15 protein-coding genes are annotated in these 13,514 nt (G+C 65.1%); 11 read left to right on the top strand and 4 right to left on the bottom strand.

The window, feature by feature from the left end:
- The first annotated feature begins 1 nt into the window (after position 1).
- Genes GKC28_RS00300 through selD form a run of 6 tightly spaced genes read left to right on the top strand, consistent with a single transcriptional unit; the run spans position 2 to position 5,289 of the window.
- The gene (locus tag GKC28_RS00300; protein WP_174144431.1) at positions 2 to 355 is read left to right on the top strand and encodes a Na+/H+ antiporter subunit C; all 354 of its coding nucleotides are present in this window, start codon (positions 2 to 4) and stop codon (positions 353 to 355) included.
- Positions 355 to 1,893 (top strand): monovalent cation/H+ antiporter subunit D, encoded by a 1,539-nt coding sequence (locus GKC28_RS00295; protein ID WP_174144844.1) that lies wholly within the window; start codon positions 355 to 357, stop codon positions 1,891 to 1,893. The genes GKC28_RS00300 and GKC28_RS00295 overlap by 1 nt, the downstream gene beginning before the upstream one ends.
- Positions 1,890 to 2,387: a Na+/H+ antiporter subunit E gene (locus tag GKC28_RS00290; protein ID WP_174144429.1), complete on the top strand. Its 498-nt coding sequence runs from the start codon at positions 1,890 to 1,892 to the stop codon at positions 2,385 to 2,387. The genes GKC28_RS00295 and GKC28_RS00290 overlap by 4 nt, the downstream gene beginning before the upstream one ends.
- Complete coding sequence (locus GKC28_RS00285; protein ID WP_019295814.1) at positions 2,384 to 2,653, top strand: K+/H+ antiporter subunit F; 270 nt, start codon at positions 2,384 to 2,386, stop codon at positions 2,651 to 2,653. The genes GKC28_RS00290 and GKC28_RS00285 overlap by 4 nt, the downstream gene beginning before the upstream one ends.
- Before the next feature lie 10 nt (positions 2,654 to 2,663).
- Entirely contained in the window at positions 2,664 to 3,065 is a 402-nt protein-coding gene (locus GKC28_RS00280; protein WP_174144427.1) for a Na+/H+ antiporter subunit G, read from the top strand.
- A 31-nt stretch (positions 3,066 to 3,096) separates the two neighbouring features.
- Positions 3,097 to 5,289 carry a selenide, water dikinase SelD gene (selD, locus tag GKC28_RS00275; protein ID WP_174144843.1) on the top strand — a complete coding sequence of 731 codons (2,193 nt, stop codon included), beginning with the start codon at positions 3,097 to 3,099 and terminating at the stop codon, positions 5,287 to 5,289.
- Positions 5,290 to 5,318: 29 nt separating this feature from the next.
- On the opposite strand, the gene mnmH is transcribed toward selD, so the two are convergent.
- Positions 5,319 to 6,371 carry a tRNA 2-selenouridine(34) synthase MnmH gene (gene mnmH, locus GKC28_RS00270; protein ID WP_174144425.1) on the bottom strand — a complete coding sequence of 351 codons (1,053 nt, stop codon included), beginning with the start codon at positions 6,369 to 6,371 and terminating at the stop codon, positions 5,319 to 5,321.
- Between the two features lie 162 nt (positions 6,372 to 6,533).
- Between mnmH and GKC28_RS00265 the strand changes: the two genes are divergently transcribed.
- Complete coding sequence (locus tag GKC28_RS00265; protein WP_174144423.1) at positions 6,534 to 7,025, top strand: MarR family winged helix-turn-helix transcriptional regulator; 492 nt, start codon at positions 6,534 to 6,536, stop codon at positions 7,023 to 7,025.
- Positions 7,026 to 7,030: 5 nt separating this feature from the next.
- Here GKC28_RS00265 and GKC28_RS00260 read toward each other — a convergent pair whose 3' ends face one another.
- Positions 7,031 to 7,720 (bottom strand): SOS response-associated peptidase, encoded by a 690-nt coding sequence (locus GKC28_RS00260; protein WP_174144421.1) that lies wholly within the window; start codon positions 7,718 to 7,720, stop codon positions 7,031 to 7,033.
- 90 nt (positions 7,721 to 7,810) lie between these two features.
- On the opposite strand from GKC28_RS00260, the gene GKC28_RS00255 reads away from it, so the two are divergent.
- The gene (locus tag GKC28_RS00255; protein WP_174144419.1) at positions 7,811 to 9,559 is read left to right on the top strand and encodes a tetratricopeptide repeat-containing sulfotransferase family protein; all 1,749 of its coding nucleotides are present in this window, start codon (positions 7,811 to 7,813) and stop codon (positions 9,557 to 9,559) included.
- A 6-nt stretch (positions 9,560 to 9,565) separates the two neighbouring features.
- Here GKC28_RS00255 and GKC28_RS00250 read toward each other — a convergent pair whose 3' ends face one another.
- Positions 9,566 to 9,874 carry a DUF1992 domain-containing protein gene (locus GKC28_RS00250; RefSeq protein WP_019295807.1) on the bottom strand — a complete coding sequence of 103 codons (309 nt, stop codon included), beginning with the start codon at positions 9,872 to 9,874 and terminating at the stop codon, positions 9,566 to 9,568.
- A 162-nt stretch (positions 9,875 to 10,036) separates the two neighbouring features.
- Positions 10,037 to 11,617 carry a bifunctional UDP-sugar hydrolase/5'-nucleotidase gene (locus GKC28_RS00245; RefSeq protein ID WP_174144417.1) on the bottom strand — a complete coding sequence of 527 codons (1,581 nt, stop codon included), beginning with the start codon at positions 11,615 to 11,617 and terminating at the stop codon, positions 10,037 to 10,039.
- A 163-nt stretch (positions 11,618 to 11,780) separates the two neighbouring features.
- Here GKC28_RS00245 and GKC28_RS00240 point away from each other — a divergent pair, with 163 nt between their 5' ends.
- From GKC28_RS00240 to arsC, 3 genes are read left to right on the top strand one after another with little or no spacing between them, the layout of a single operon-like run.
- Positions 11,781 to 12,119, top strand: coding sequence for a DUF952 domain-containing protein (locus GKC28_RS00240; RefSeq protein ID WP_174144415.1), 339 nt, complete (start codon positions 11,781 to 11,783; stop codon positions 12,117 to 12,119).
- The gene (locus GKC28_RS00235) at positions 12,116 to 13,174 is read left to right on the top strand and encodes a quinone-dependent dihydroorotate dehydrogenase (RefSeq protein WP_174144413.1); all 1,059 of its coding nucleotides are present in this window, start codon (positions 12,116 to 12,118) and stop codon (positions 13,172 to 13,174) included. The genes GKC28_RS00240 and GKC28_RS00235 overlap by 4 nt, the downstream gene beginning before the upstream one ends.
- The gene (arsC, locus tag GKC28_RS00230) at positions 13,171 to 13,512 is read left to right on the top strand and encodes an arsenate reductase (glutaredoxin) (RefSeq protein WP_174144411.1); all 342 of its coding nucleotides are present in this window, start codon (positions 13,171 to 13,173) and stop codon (positions 13,510 to 13,512) included. The genes GKC28_RS00235 and arsC overlap by 4 nt, the downstream gene beginning before the upstream one ends.
- Positions 13,513 to 13,514 lie beyond the last annotated feature (2 nt).

The raw sequence follows: 13,514 nt of genomic DNA, 5'->3' as shown, positions 1-13,514 counted from the left end.
CATGGAACTTCTCGTTGCCTCTGCCGTGGGCATCCTGACGGCGGCAGGCGTCTACCTGATCCTGCGCCGCCGCAGCTTCCCGGTGATCCTGGGCCTGTCGCTGCTGACCTATGCGGTCAACGTGTTCCTGTTTGCCACCGGCAGGCTGGCCACCGGCGCGCCGCCGATCCTCAACAAGTATGAGGAGGTTGCCTATACCGACCCGCTGCCGCAGGCGCTGGTGCTGACCGCCATCGTGATCTCCTTCGGCATGACCGCCGTGGTGGTGATGATCGCCCTCGGAGCGTACCTCTCCTCGCTCGATGACAGAACCGCCATGCCGGCCGAACCCGACGGCGCAGGAGACGACGCATGATGGAGCATCTTCTGATCGCACCTGTGGTGCTGCCCGCCCTTGTTGCGCCCTTCATCATCATGGTTCTGCGCCACCATCTTGACCTGCAGCGCATCTTCTCCCTGGCCAGCGCGGTTCTGCTCGCAGGCATCACCCTGGCGCTGGCCGCACAATCCGCAGACGGCACCGTCAAAATCTATGAGCTCGGCGACTGGCCCGCACCCTTCGGCATCGTGCTGGTGCTGGACCGGCTGTCGGCGATGATGATCGTGCTGACCTCGCTCTTGGCACTGCCGGTGCTGCTCTATGCCATCGGTTCCGGCTGGGACACCCGAGGTTCCAACTTCCACGCGCTGTTCCAATTCCAGCTGATGGGCATCATGGGGGCCTTCCTGACCGGCGACGCCTTTAACCTGTTTGTTTTCTTTGAGGTGCTGCTGATCGCCTCCTATGGCTTGATGATCCACTCCGGCGGCACCCGCCGGTTCCAGGCCGGGGTGCAGTATGTGGTGTTCAACCTCCTGGGCTCCACCCTGTTCCTGTTTGCGCTCGGCACGCTCTACTCGGTGACCGGCACCCTCAACATGGCTGACCTCGCCGTGAAGGTTGCCCAGATCCCGGCAGAGGACACCGCCCTGCTGCGCGTCGGCGCGGTGATGCTCCTGCTGGTCTTCGCCATCAAGGCATCGCTCCTGCCACTGCATTTCTGGCTGCCCTCGGCCTATGCCAACGCGCCAATGCCGGTGGCGGCGCTCTTTGCGATCATGACCAAGGTCGGCGCCTATTCGATCCTGCGCATTTACACGCTGGTCTTCGGCCCTGAGGTTGAGGCCACCGCGGGCCTGACCGAAAGCTGGCTGCTGCCCGCTGCCCTTCTGACACTCGGTGCAGGCGCCATCGGTGTCCTCGGCTCCAAGAAGCTTGGCCGCCTCGCGGCTTTCGGCGCCATCGCCTCCATGGGCACCCTCTTGATCGCCATCTCGCTGTTCACCGAAACCGCAGCCGCCGCCGCGCTTTACTACCTGGTGCACTCCACACTGGCGGCGGCACTTCTGTTCCTGGTGGCCGATCTGGTCATGGAGCGCCAGGGACAGTGGATCCTGCCGCAGCTGCCGATGCCGCAGACCGGGCTGATCTCGGCGCTGTTCTTCGCCGCCGCCATCGCGCTGGCGGGCATGCCGCCGCTGTCGGGCTTCCTGGGCAAGCTGCTGGTGCTGGACGCCACCCGCGGCGCTGAACTTGCACCCTGGATCTGGGGCGTGATCCTGCTGGGCTCGCTGATCACCATCATCGGCATGGCCCGCGCAGGCTCGCTGCTGTTCTGGAAGGGCCACGGCCTGCCGCCGGAGGACACTGACACCAGCGCAGAACCGCCCGTCGACACCCTGCCCGCGAGACCGGCGCAGCTGCCCTTTGTGGCCTGTTTCGGCCTCCTTGGCGGTCTGGTGGCGCTCACCGTCTTTGCAGGCCCCGCCACCCGCTATGCTGAGGCCACCGCAGCGCAGCTCTATGCGCCCTCGGCCTATATCGACACCGTGCTTGGGAGGACCGAGGAATGAAACTGATCTGGCGCTTGTTCCCGCACCCATTTCTCACCCTTCTGCTAACCCTCACCTGGCTTCTGATGGTGAACCGCTGGTCGCTGAACTCATTGGTCTTTGGCTTTTTGCTGGGGGTGGTGATCCCCTTCGTGACCCAGCCCTACTGGCCCAACCGTCCCAACCTGCGGCGCCCGCTCAAGATCGCGGAATATATCCTGGTGGTGCTGATGGACATCATCCAGGCCAATATCATCGTTGCTCGCATCGTGCTGTTCAAACCCAACGCCGACCGCCGTCCGAACTGGATCACCATTCCGCTGGAGCTGAAAACACCCGAGGCAATTACCGCCCTCGCAGGCACCATCACCATGACCCCGGGCACCCTGTCGGCGGATGTCTCGGATGAGGGCCACGCCCTGCTGGTCCACTGCCTTGACGCCCCCAACCCCGACGCGGTGCGGGATGAGATCAAACAGCGCTACGAGCGCCGGCTGATGGAGATTTTCGAATGATCGAAAGCGCTGCCACCTTTGCCTTCGCCTGCTTCGCGCTCGCCATGCTGATGAACTTATGGAAGGTCGTCACCGCCCCCGACGTGGCCGACCGCATCCTGGCGCTCGACACCATGTTCATCAACGCCATCGCGCTGATGGTGCTCTACGGCATGGCACTGGGGACTGAGATCTTCTTTGAGGCCGCGATGATCATCGCCATGCTCGGCTTTGTCTCCACTGTGGCCTACGCGCGCTTCATCCTGCGCGGCAATATCATCGAGTAAGGGGAAAGCCATGGAAACCATCCTTGAATTCCTCGTCGCCGCCTTCCTGGTGACCGCCGGCATCTTCGGCATTGTCGGCTCCTACGGGCTGATCAAGCTGAACGACCAGATGTCCCGGCTGCACGCGCCAACCAAGGCCACGACCCTTGGCGTCGGCGGCGTCCTGCTGGCCTCCATGCTGCACGCAGCCGCGTTTGAGAAATACTTCTCCTACCATGAGCTGATGATCACTCTGTTCCTGTTCCTCACCGCACCGATCACGGCAAATTTCATTGCCAAGGTGCATATCCACCGTGAGGAAACCCGCGACACCATGCCCGAGGCCGGCGGCGACGATCACTGGGCCACTCATGACACGCCCGAGGACGAGGAACGCCGCCACGCGGCCCAGACCCCGCCCGAAGAAGACTGAACGCTCTGCACTCTGGAAGGCCTGACCCGTGATCGACACCTCCCGCCTGCCGCTGACCCGTGACCTGGTACTGGTGGGCGGCGGCCACGCCCACGCGCTTGTGCTACGCAAATGGGGCATGAAGCCCCTGCCCGGCGCCCGGCTGACGGTGATCAACCCGGGCCCCACCGCGCCTTATTCAGGCATGCTTCCCGGTTTCGCGGCTGGTCACTACGCACGTGAGGAGCTGGATATCGACCTGGTGCGCCTCGCCCGCTTCGCCGGCGCCCGCGTGGTGCTGGCAGCGGCAGAGAATATCGACACCGCCGCCCGGCTGGTGCATGTGCCAGGCCGCCCGCCGATCGCCTATGACGTGGCTTCCATCGACATCGGCATCACCTCCGCCATGCCGGACCTGCCGGGCTTTGCCGAACACGGCATCCCGGCCAAGCCGCTCGGCCGCTTTGCCGGCCGATGGGCCGCTTTCCGCGAAGGGGACGGCCCCGCCCATGTGGCCGTGATCGGCGGCGGCGTCGCCGGGGTGGAGCTGATCCTCGCCATGGCCTATGCCCTCAGGTCCCGCGGCCGCCTGGCCCAGGCCACGCTGATCGACAGCGGCAAAGCCCTGCGCGCAATCGGAGGCAAGGCCAGTCAGTCTCTGCGACGCGCCTTGGTCGAACAGGGCGTGCGGCTCGAGGAAAACGCGCGCATCGAACGTATCGAAGACAGCTACATCGTGCTGCAGGACGGGCGGGAGATCCTCTCGGATTTTACAACCGGCGCCGCCGGCGCCCGCCCCTATGGTTGGCTCGCGGACAGCGGCCTGGACGTGAACGACGGTTTCATCCGTGTCAGCGAAACCCTGCAAAGCTCTGATCCGCAGGTCTTTGCCGCAGGCGACTGCGCCCACATGGACTTCGCCCCGCGCCCCAAGGCAGGCGTCTATGCCGTCCGACAGGCACCAGTGCTCTACCACAACCTGCGTGCGCTCATGACCGGCGATCCCCTGCGCAAGTACCGGCCGCAGAAGGATTACCTGAAACTGATCTCAATGGGCTCCAAAGAGGCGCTCGGTGAACGTTTCGGCACCACCCTTACAGGCTCACTGATGTGGAGCTGGAAGAACCGCATCGACCAGGCCTTCATGGAGAAGTTCCGCGACCTGCCCGCAATGGAGGCTCCGCCGCTGCCGGCTGAACACACATTGGACATGGAGGCGGCGCTTGGCGACAAGCCCATGTGTGGCGGCTGCGGTGCCAAGGTCGGCCGAGATGCGCTGTTCGGCACGCTTGCCGGTCTTGGGACTGCGAACCGAGACGATATCACCCCGCTGCCCGGCGACGATGCCGCACTGCTGACCATCGGCGGCGTCAAACAGGTGATCAGCACCGACCACCTGCGCAGCTTCACCAACGACCCGGTTGCTATGACTCGCATCGCCGCCGTGCACGCGCTCGGCGACATCTGGGCAATGGGGGCAGAGCCGCAGGCGGCCACTGCCAACCTGATCCTGCCGCGCATGTCGTCCGCGCTGCAGGCCCGCACGCTGCAGGAAATCATGGGCGCCGCCACGGAGGTCATGCAGGCGGCCGGTGCCGCCATCATCGGCGGCCATACCTCGCTCGGGGATGAGCTGACCATCGGCTTCACTGTCACCGGCCTCTGCCCCCGCCCCGCAATCACTCTTGCGGGCGCCAAGCCGGGCGATGCGCTGATCCTGACCAAACCCCTCGGCTCCGGCGTGCTGATGGCTGCGGAGATGGCGGGCGAGGCCGAAGGCGACTGGGTGGCCGCCGCGCTGGAGCAGATGAGCCAGCCGCAGGGTGCCGCCGCCCGCATTCTGAAGGACGCCCATGCGATGACCGACGTGACCGGTTTCGGCTTCCTCGGCCATCTTCTGGGCATCTGCGAGGCGTCCCGCGCGGGCGCAGAGGTGTTCACCGGCAAGATCCCCCTGATGCAGGGCGCGGCGGAACTGGCGGACCGCGGCATCCGCTCCTCTCTGTTCCCCGCCAACCAGGCTGCGCTGCCGGAGCTGAAAACCTCCGGCTGGCAGGACCTGCTGTTCGACCCGCAAACCGCCGGCGGCCTCTTGGCAGCAGTCGCCGCTGATCAGGCCGGCGAGTTGCTGGATCAGCTGCGCGTAGCCGGGTATCCGGCGGCCCTTGTCGGCAAAGTCACGGAAGGTTCCGGGGCGGTCACCCTCAGCGCAGCGCCGCGCCCAACGGGAGCGGGGCATCACTAATGCACCGGCGACGGGCGGGAGAGCCCCGGTCAGAGACCGGACATGACCGCCGCCACCTGCGCGGCAGCGGCATCCAGCCCCGCTTCATCCAGCGCTACAGCCTCGACCGTGGCGGCGACTTCGGCCCCGATCGCGGCCCGCGACTTGCGGTAGGCGGGATCGTAATGCTCCACCATCAGCGCTTCGGTCAGACCGGCCTTGTCCCCCGCCTCGATGCTTGCGAACCAGCCGTCCACCACCGCGCCGGAGCGGTGCGCGCGCAAGGGGCCCAGCTTCTCCCGCAGCCGCTCCGCGTCCGACAGGATATCGTCGTAGGCCTCCACCAGATAGCGGCAGCGCGCCGCCACCGGCACCTGCAATTCGATCCGGGGGGCCTGCTTCATTGCATCCCAGACCGAAGGCGGAATGATCCGCTGGCCGATCTTACTGGACTCGGCCTCCACCAGCACCGGGCGGGCCGGATCCAGCCGCATCAGCGCCCCGGCCACAGCGGATTCGAACCCCTTCTGCGAGGGCTGCGGCGTCGGCATATCGCCCAGCAGCGAGCCGCGGTGATTGGCCAGCCCTTCCAGATCCAGCACCTGCACACCCAGCTTTCCTGCGCGTTTCAGCACCTCGGTCTTGGCCGATCCGGTATAGCCGTCCAGCGCCACCAGATGGTGCGGCAGCGCGGACTGATACAGCGCCGCGTTCACCAGGCGGCGGTAGGTCTGGTAGCCGCCCTCGACCACCTCGGCGCGCCAGCCGATCTGCTGCAGCATCCAGGTAAAAGACCCGGACCGCTGGCCGCCGCGCCAGCAGTAGACCAGTGGCTTCCAGCCGCCTTCATGGTGGCTCAGGCTCTGCTCGATGTGGTTGGCGGCGTTGCGGAACACCAGCGCCGCGCCCAGCTTGCGCGCCTTGAAGGGGCTGTCCTGCACGTAGATGGTGCCGACCTCAGCCCGCTCCTCGTTGTCCAGCACCGGCAGGCTGATCGCGCCCGGCACATGGTCTTCGGCATATTCCGCCGGGCTGCGCACGTCGATCACGGTGTCGAACCCGTGCGCGTAGAACTCTTGCAAGGAGGTGAATTTCAGCGCCATGGGCCAGACTTACCGCGCCCCATGCGCAAGGAAAAGCTGCAATTGCCGCGGCCGCGGCGATAAGTCTTGCGCGTACTGCGCACAGGGCGGTATGGCAATCCTTGCAATCAGACCTGCCCGGATGAAGCACCGGGGCGCCCGACCGCCAAGGACCAGTAGGCCATGAAAACCGACCCGTTGGACATTCACTCCCTGCCCGGCCACCTGATCCGGCGGCTGCACCAGATTTCCGTGGCCCAGTTCATGGACCGCATGGCGGCAGAAGGCGTCGACCTCACCCCGGTGCAGTTCTCCGCCATGGCCGCCATCCACCGCCATCCCGGCATCGACCAGGCCTCGGTTGCGGGTCTCATCGCCTATGACCGCGCCACCCTGGGCAAGGTGGTGGACCGGCTGGCGGACAAGGGGCTGATAGAGCGCCGCGTGTCCAAGGCCGACCGCCGCGCCCGTGAGGTCAGCCTGACACGGGATGGCGAAGCACTGCTTGACCGCATCCTGCCCATTGTGCAGGCGTCTCAGCCCAGCATCCTCACAGGCCTTACCAAGGCCGAGCAGGAGACCTTCGTGGCGCTGCTGAAAAAGGCAACGCTCGCCGGCAACGACCTCAGCCGCGCGCCGCAGCGCGACCTGCCCGCCCGCCACGCTGCCGAGTAGTGTGCTCAGACCAGCTGCCCGCGCGGGATATCCTCTTCCCCGAAAGGCTCGATCAGCTCCGGCCCCTCTGCGCGGTTGGAGTTCACCGCCGGATCAACCCGGTGAAAGTCCAGTACACCCTCCGCCCCCGGCTGCATCAGCCTGGCAGCGCCATGGCCTTCCTCGCCCAGCCATTTGCCCCAGTCCTCCGGCTCCAGGATCAGCGGCATCCGGTGGTGGATGTCCGAGAGCCCCTCGTTGGCGGCAGTGGTGACAATGGCGCAGGTCTTGACGGGATCGTCCGCGCCCCAGCTTCGCCAGACAGCGGCAAAGGCAATGGGGGCGCCGTCGCTGCGGCGGATGTACCAGGGCAGCCGGGCGCCGTCCGCCGACTTGGTCCATTCATAAAACCCGCTGGCCGGGATCAGGCAGCGCCGCTCGCGGCAGGATTTGGCAAAGGCAGGCTTCTCCGCAATCGTCTCTGCCCGGGCGTTGATCAGCAGCGGCCCGGCGGTCTCGCTCTTGTACCAATGCGGCAGGAAGCCCCAGCGCATGGCCGCCAGCTGCCGCCCGGCATCACCCGCCTGAACCACATGCACCGGATTGGTCGGGCAGACGTTGAAGTTCGGCACCTTGGGCAGATCGTTTGCAGGTTGCGCCGCAAACAGCTGCGCCATTGCATCAGTGGGCAGGGTTATGGCAAATCGTCCGCACATGCTGATTTCTAACCCGGGCCGGGGCGCAGATGCAAAGCCTCCCTAGCCCACTGCTTTTCAGCCGCCCTGACAGGATGATAGATAGGCCTCATGACTCTTCAGAACGATCTCCAGTCCGCCTTGGGCTTTCTCAACCAGGGCAAGTTCAAACAGGCGCTGAAACAGTCCAAGGGCGGCATGAAGCGGCACAAGGGCCACCCGGATTTCCCCAATATCGCGGGCATCTCCTTGTCCGGCCTGGGCAAGCACCGCGATGCCGTGCCCTATTTCAACAAGGCGCTGGCACTGGCGCCCGGTTTTCACGACGCCCGCAAGAACCTGGCGCAGACGCTGTTGTTCATGCAGCAGGGCGAACCGGCGATGAAACTGCTGGAGCGGGTGCTGAAGGACCAGCCAGGCGATCAGGCCGCGCTCTACCTGCAGGCGCAGGCGCATCTGGTGATGAACGACGCAGAGGCCGCAATTGAGGCCGCTACCGCCGCGCTGGCCCGTGATCCGCGCCAGCCACGGATGCTGCGGTTGCGCGCTACTGCCTGGAACACGCTCGGCGATGAAAAGGCAACGCTGGCGGATTATCAGGCCGCGCTCAAGGTGAACCCCAATGACTCCGACGCGCTGCAGAACGCCAGCCTGCTGCTGGCCCGCCTGATGCGCCAGGACGAGGCCACCGAGGCCGCCCGGAAGGCCGTCGCCGTGGCCCCGCAGAACGTGGAGGCGCGCCGCCGCCTGGCCAGTCAGCTGATCTCCAACGGCGACTCCGCCGCTGCCCGCGAGCAATGCCTGGCGCTGATGGAACTGGACCCCAAGGACACCCAGGTGCTGGAAATGCTGGCCCGCATCAGCAGCCGCGACCAGAACGCAGAGCTGCTGCCCGTTGCGCAGAAGGCGCTGAAAGCCGCAGCCCCGCGTTCACTTGACCGCGCCAATGTCAGTTTTGCCCTGGCCCGGATCGCAGATCAGGCGGGCGACAAGGAGGCTTTCGCCGCCCACAATGACGAGGCGAACACCTGCATGGCGGCGCAGACCCCCTATGACTACGAGGGAAGCGAGCGCCAGTTCAGCCGTATCATGGCCGCCTTCCCGGAAGTCATCACCCCGGCGGAAACCCCGCCGGAAGGCCCGCGCCCGATCTATGTGGTGGGGATGCCGCGCTCCGGCACCACGCTCACCGAAACCGTGATCGGCCTGCACCCCGATGTGTTCCCGCTGGGCGAGCGCGGCGTGCCGGCCTTCCTGCTGCATCCCTATCTGGACAAGGATCAGGACTTCACCCCCGAAGCCGCCCGCGATTTCACGGCAGAAGACATCAGCCGCCTGCCCGAAATGCCCAAGGGCACCCGCGCCTATGTCGACAAGATGCCCGACAACTACCGCCTGCTGGGCCACCTTGGCACCGCCTACCCGGATGCACGCTTTGTTCATCTTTGCCGCGATCCGCGCGATGTGGCGCTGTCGATCTGGCGCGGCTATTTCTCCGGCAGCTCGCTCACCTATGCTTACGACCTCAAGGCGATGGCGCACCGCTTCAACCTCTATGGCCGGCTGATGCAGCACTGGCGGCAGGTGATGCCGGGGCGGATCTATGACCTGCGCTACGAAAGCTTCGTTGCGGATATCGAGGGCGAAAGCCGCAAGCTGGCAGACTTTTGCGGGCTGAACTGGGTCGAGGACATGGCCCACCCGGAACGTCACGAGGGCCAGGTGCTGACCCTGTCGAACACGCAGGTGCGCCAGACTGCGCACACCCGCTCGATTGGCAAGTGGAAAAAATACGTCGATGTGCTGGCGCCCTTCATCGACGGGCTGGACCCGGAAATCTGGCCGGAAATCAGGGGTTAACAGAAGTTACTTCGTGTAAGCCTTGCGCGCGATTTCAATCCGCGCGTCCATCATCGACATCTCTTTCAGGATCTCCTGTCGGCGGCTGCGGTCGCCGGCCTCGCGCAGTTCCGCCCGCAGCCGCTGCAGCTCACGCGACAGGCTCACGAACTCCGGCACCCCGCCGCTCTCGCGCACCAGCCGGTTGACCAGCTCATTCTCAGGGTCCTCGCATTTCGGCAGCGGCTTACCGGCGCCTTGCAAGTTGTCAAAGGCGCCGTCCTTCTCGGCGGCTTCGATCCGGGCATTGATGAGGTCAATCAGCGGGTGGTCCATGGGTTTATTCTGCCATGCACGCAAGCGGCGCGAAAGCCCCCGCCGCCCCGTTAACAAACGGGTGGCGAAGGTTAAGGATGCTTAAAGATAATGCGGCAGCCCTCCTGTCCGAATGTTTCGCGCGCGAAACATTGGCTCCGGTTCGGACCTATCTGTTGCTACTTATTTCACCTGCAAAATCCGCCCGTCGGTATAGGGCACATAGGGGCCCTGCGCTGCCAGATATTCCGCCAGAACATCCGCCAGATCAGGGCCGAAATCATAGGCGTTCTTGTCGTCCCCTTCGAACATCGCATAGCCGTCGCCGCCATTGCGGACATAGTCATTGGTGACCACCACATAAGTCTTGGCCGGGTCAATCGGCACAAACCCATCGCCCTCCGCCACCATCACTTCGGTGACACGGCCTTCGTTCGGCGCGGCGGAGCTGTCCCAGCTGAATTTCAGCCCCGCCACCTGTGGGAAACGTCCCTTGACGTCCTCCACCTGGCTCACCCCGTTCTCCAGCGCCTCAACCAACGTCTTGCCGTCGATCTGAAACGTCGAGAGCGTGTTCTGGAATGGCAGGATGGTCAGCACCTCGCCCATGGTGACCTCCCCCGCATCCAGGCTGGCGCGGATGCCGCCGGAATTGGCAATGGCAATCGTCACGCCCTGGTCCTTCACCCGGTCCAGCATCGCATCGGCCACCAGATTGCCCATCGGGCACTCCTGCACCCGGCACACATCGCGGCTGCCTTCGACAGGTTCCGCGGCCTCTGCCACCACCTTGTTGCGGATTTCATCCAGCGGCTGCGCCAGTACCGCGATCCGGTCGAGGGTCGCCGCATCCTCGCTGACAGCCGCATCCATTTTCAGCGGCTCGCCAGTCGCGCTGACCACCTTCCCCGCATCGTCAAACGTCACGTTCAGCTCGCCCAGAAACTTGCCATAGGCATAGGCCTGCACGATCTGCACCCCATTCACCACGGTCGGATACGGCCCCGCCGCCTTGTCCGAGGTATTGGACAGATAGGTGTTCGAATGCCCGCCGACGATCACATCCACACCCGTGGTTTCCGCCGCCACCCTCTGGTCGACGCCATAACCCGAGTGGCTGAGTACCACGATCTTGTTCACCCCTTCCGCCGTCAGCCGGTCGACCTCTGCCTGCACCGCCGCCACGGGATCGGAGAAATGCACGTTCTTGCCAGGGCTTGCCAGCTCATGCGTGTCCTCCGGCGTCAGCCCGATCAGGCCGATTTTTTCGCCGCCGCGCTCAATCACCGTCGATTTCTTCAGCACATCCGCCAAAGCCGGTTCACCAGACACATCCGCATTGGACATCAGCACCGGAAAGCCCACCGTATCCATAAAGCCGCGCAGCACCTCCGGCCCGTCGTCGAATTCATGGTTGCCGACCGTCATCCCGTCATAGCCCAGCTGGTTCATAAACTCCGCCGCGGCCTTGCCCTTGTAATAGGTATAAAACAGCGAGCCCTGGAACTGGTCGCCGCCATCCACCAGGATCGAATTCTCCGCCCGTCCCCGTGCGTCGGCAATCGCCGTTACCAGCCGCGCGGTGCCGCCGAAACATTTGCCCTCAGCCTGATCCTCTGCGTCGCAGGTGCTGTCGTATTTGTTGATCGGCTCAAACCGCGAATGGAAATCATTGGTGTGCAGGATGGTCAGCTTGTACTCCGCCGCCACGCTGCCCGCGGTCAGGGCCAGGGCTGCAACCGATGTGAGAATGCGTGCAATCATGAGAAGCGCTCCCGTTGTTCTGTTTTAAGATGAGCCTGCGCCCAAACCCCGCGCCCGTCAAAGGGGAAAAGCCGCCACGTTGCCTCCCCTTGCGTCAGCTTGGCCGACGACCAGCGCCCCAATCCCCCTTGATTCCTCCGTAAACGCAGGGCATCAGGCGCTTATGCTGATTTACAAGATTTTCCGGGCGGACGAATGGGCCGCGCTGCAAGCTGCGGGCGCGACGCCGGGCGCGCCGATTGATGTTGCGGACGGCTATGTCCATTTCTCCACCGCCACCCAGGCGGCGGAAACAGCGGCCAAGCATTTCGCCGGGGCGGAGGGCCTGACCCTGCTGGCCTGCGATGCCGATGCAATGGGAGCGGACCTGAAGTGGGAAGTGTCCCGCGGCGGTGCCGAGTTCCCGCATCTCTACCGCAACATCCGCATGAGCGACGTGGTCTGGGCCAAGCCGCTGCCGCTGGTCGAGGGCACCCATAAGTTCCCGGAGGAAATGGCATGAAGCTGACAGAAAAGCTGGCACTGGCCGCTATGCACCGGATCGACCCGGAGGCGGCGCACGGGCTGTCGGTGAAGGCACTGATGATGGGACTGGCCCCAGCTCCCGGCCCGGTCACCTCTGCCCGACTCAAGACTACGCTGGCCGGGATTGACCTGCCGAACCCGGTTGGTCTGGCGGCTGGCTATGACAAGAATGCCGACGCGCTGGCGCCGCTGGCAAAATCCGGCTTCGGCTTTATCGAGGTGGGCGCCGCCACTCCGCGCCCGCAGCCCGGCAACCCCAAGCCGCGCCTGTTCCGCCTGACGGCGGACAAGGCGGCGATCAACCGCTTCGGCTTCAACAACGAGGGCATGGAGGCGATCGGTGCCCGGCTGGCGCAGCGCCCGCGTGATGCGGTCATCGGGCTGAACCTCGGCGCCAACAAGGACAGCGGGGACCGCGCCGCGGATTTTGCCAAGGTGCTGGCCCATTGCGGCGCGCATCTGGATTTTGCCACCGTCAACGTGTCCTCCCCCAACACCGAGAAACTGCGCGACCTGCAGGGCAAGGCGGCGCTGTCGGCGCTGCTGGCCGGTGTTGTCGAGACCCGGGAGGGCCTTTCCCGCCGGGTGCCGGTGTTCCTGAAGATCGCCCCGGATCTGGACCGGGCCGGGATCGAGGACATTGCCGCCGTCGCGCTGGAAACCGGCATCGACGCGGTGATTGCCACCAACACCACCCTGTCGCGCGACGGGCTGCAGAGCGTGCACAAGGATGAAGCCGGCGGTTTGTCCGGTGCGCCGCTGTTTGAGAAATCCACCCGGGTTCTGGCACAGCTGTCGGAGCTTCTGGACGGCAAGGTGCCGCTGGTCGGCGTCGGCGGCATCAGCACGGCAGAGCAAGCCTATGCCAAGATCTGCGCCGGTGCCAGCGCCGTACAGTTCTATACCGCGATGGTCTATGGCGGGCTGTCGCTGGCGGGCGACATTGCTCGCGGGCTGGACGCGTTGCTGGCACGCGACGGCTTTGAAAATGTCGCGCAAGCGGTTGGCACCAAACGGAAGGATTGGCTGTGATCACCTATTGGCATAACCCCCGCTGTTCGAAATCCCGCGCGGGCCTCGCCCTGCTGGAAGAGCGCGGCGCGGAGGTTCAGCAGCGGCTGTACCTGCAGGACGCGCCCTCGCTCGAGGAGATCAAGACCGTTCAGGCGGCGCTTGGCGTCTCCGCGGTTGCGATGATGCGGACCGGCGAGAAGGTCTTCAAGGAGCTGGGCCTGAGCAAAGACAGCGCCGAGGAAGAGCTGCTGGCGGCAATGGCCGCGCATCCGATCCTGATCGAGCGCCCGATTGCCATCAAGGACGGCAAAGCCGTGATCGGCCGCCCGACCGAGGCAATCGAAACGCTGCTGTAAGC

This window comes from Leisingera sp. ANG59 (assembly GCF_013317235.1).
Taxonomy (GTDB): Bacteria; Pseudomonadota; Alphaproteobacteria; order Rhodobacterales; family Rhodobacteraceae; genus Leisingera.
Note: the sequence above shows the minus strand (reverse complement) of the source record. Positions and strands in the feature narration are given on the sequence as shown.

Bases quoted from the DNA above. Each gene is read 5' to 3' on its own strand.
- GKC28_RS00285 (WP_019295814.1), top strand. From the start codon at position 2,384: ATGATCGAAAGCGCTGCCACCTTTGCCTTCGCCTGCTTCGCGCTCGCC.
- GKC28_RS00250 (WP_019295807.1), bottom strand. From the start codon at position 9,874: ATGGACCACCCGCTGATTGACCTCATCAATGCCCGGATCGAAGCCGCC.
- GKC28_RS00295 (WP_174144844.1), top strand. From the start codon at position 355: ATGGAGCATCTTCTGATCGCACCTGTGGTGCTGCCCGCCCTTGTTGCG.
- GKC28_RS00300 (WP_174144431.1), top strand. From the start codon at position 2: ATGGAACTTCTCGTTGCCTCTGCCGTGGGCATCCTGACGGCGGCAGGC.
- GKC28_RS00265 (WP_174144423.1), top strand. From the start codon at position 6,534: ATGAAAACCGACCCGTTGGACATTCACTCCCTGCCCGGCCACCTGATC.
- GKC28_RS00280 (WP_174144427.1), top strand. From the start codon at position 2,664: ATGGAAACCATCCTTGAATTCCTCGTCGCCGCCTTCCTGGTGACCGCC.
- GKC28_RS00290 (WP_174144429.1), top strand. From the start codon at position 1,890: ATGAAACTGATCTGGCGCTTGTTCCCGCACCCATTTCTCACCCTTCTG.
- mnmH (WP_174144425.1), bottom strand. From the start codon at position 6,371: ATGGCGCTGAAATTCACCTCCTTGCAAGAGTTCTACGCGCACGGGTTC.
- GKC28_RS00255 (WP_174144419.1), top strand. From the start codon at position 7,811: ATGACTCTTCAGAACGATCTCCAGTCCGCCTTGGGCTTTCTCAACCAG.
- GKC28_RS00235 (WP_174144413.1), top strand. From the start codon at position 12,116: ATGAAGCTGACAGAAAAGCTGGCACTGGCCGCTATGCACCGGATCGAC.
- GKC28_RS00260 (WP_174144421.1), bottom strand. From the start codon at position 7,720: ATGTGCGGACGATTTGCCATAACCCTGCCCACTGATGCAATGGCGCAG.
- GKC28_RS00245 (WP_174144417.1), bottom strand. From the start codon at position 11,617: ATGATTGCACGCATTCTCACATCGGTTGCAGCCCTGGCCCTGACCGCG.
- GKC28_RS00240 (WP_174144415.1), top strand. From the start codon at position 11,781: ATGCTGATTTACAAGATTTTCCGGGCGGACGAATGGGCCGCGCTGCAA.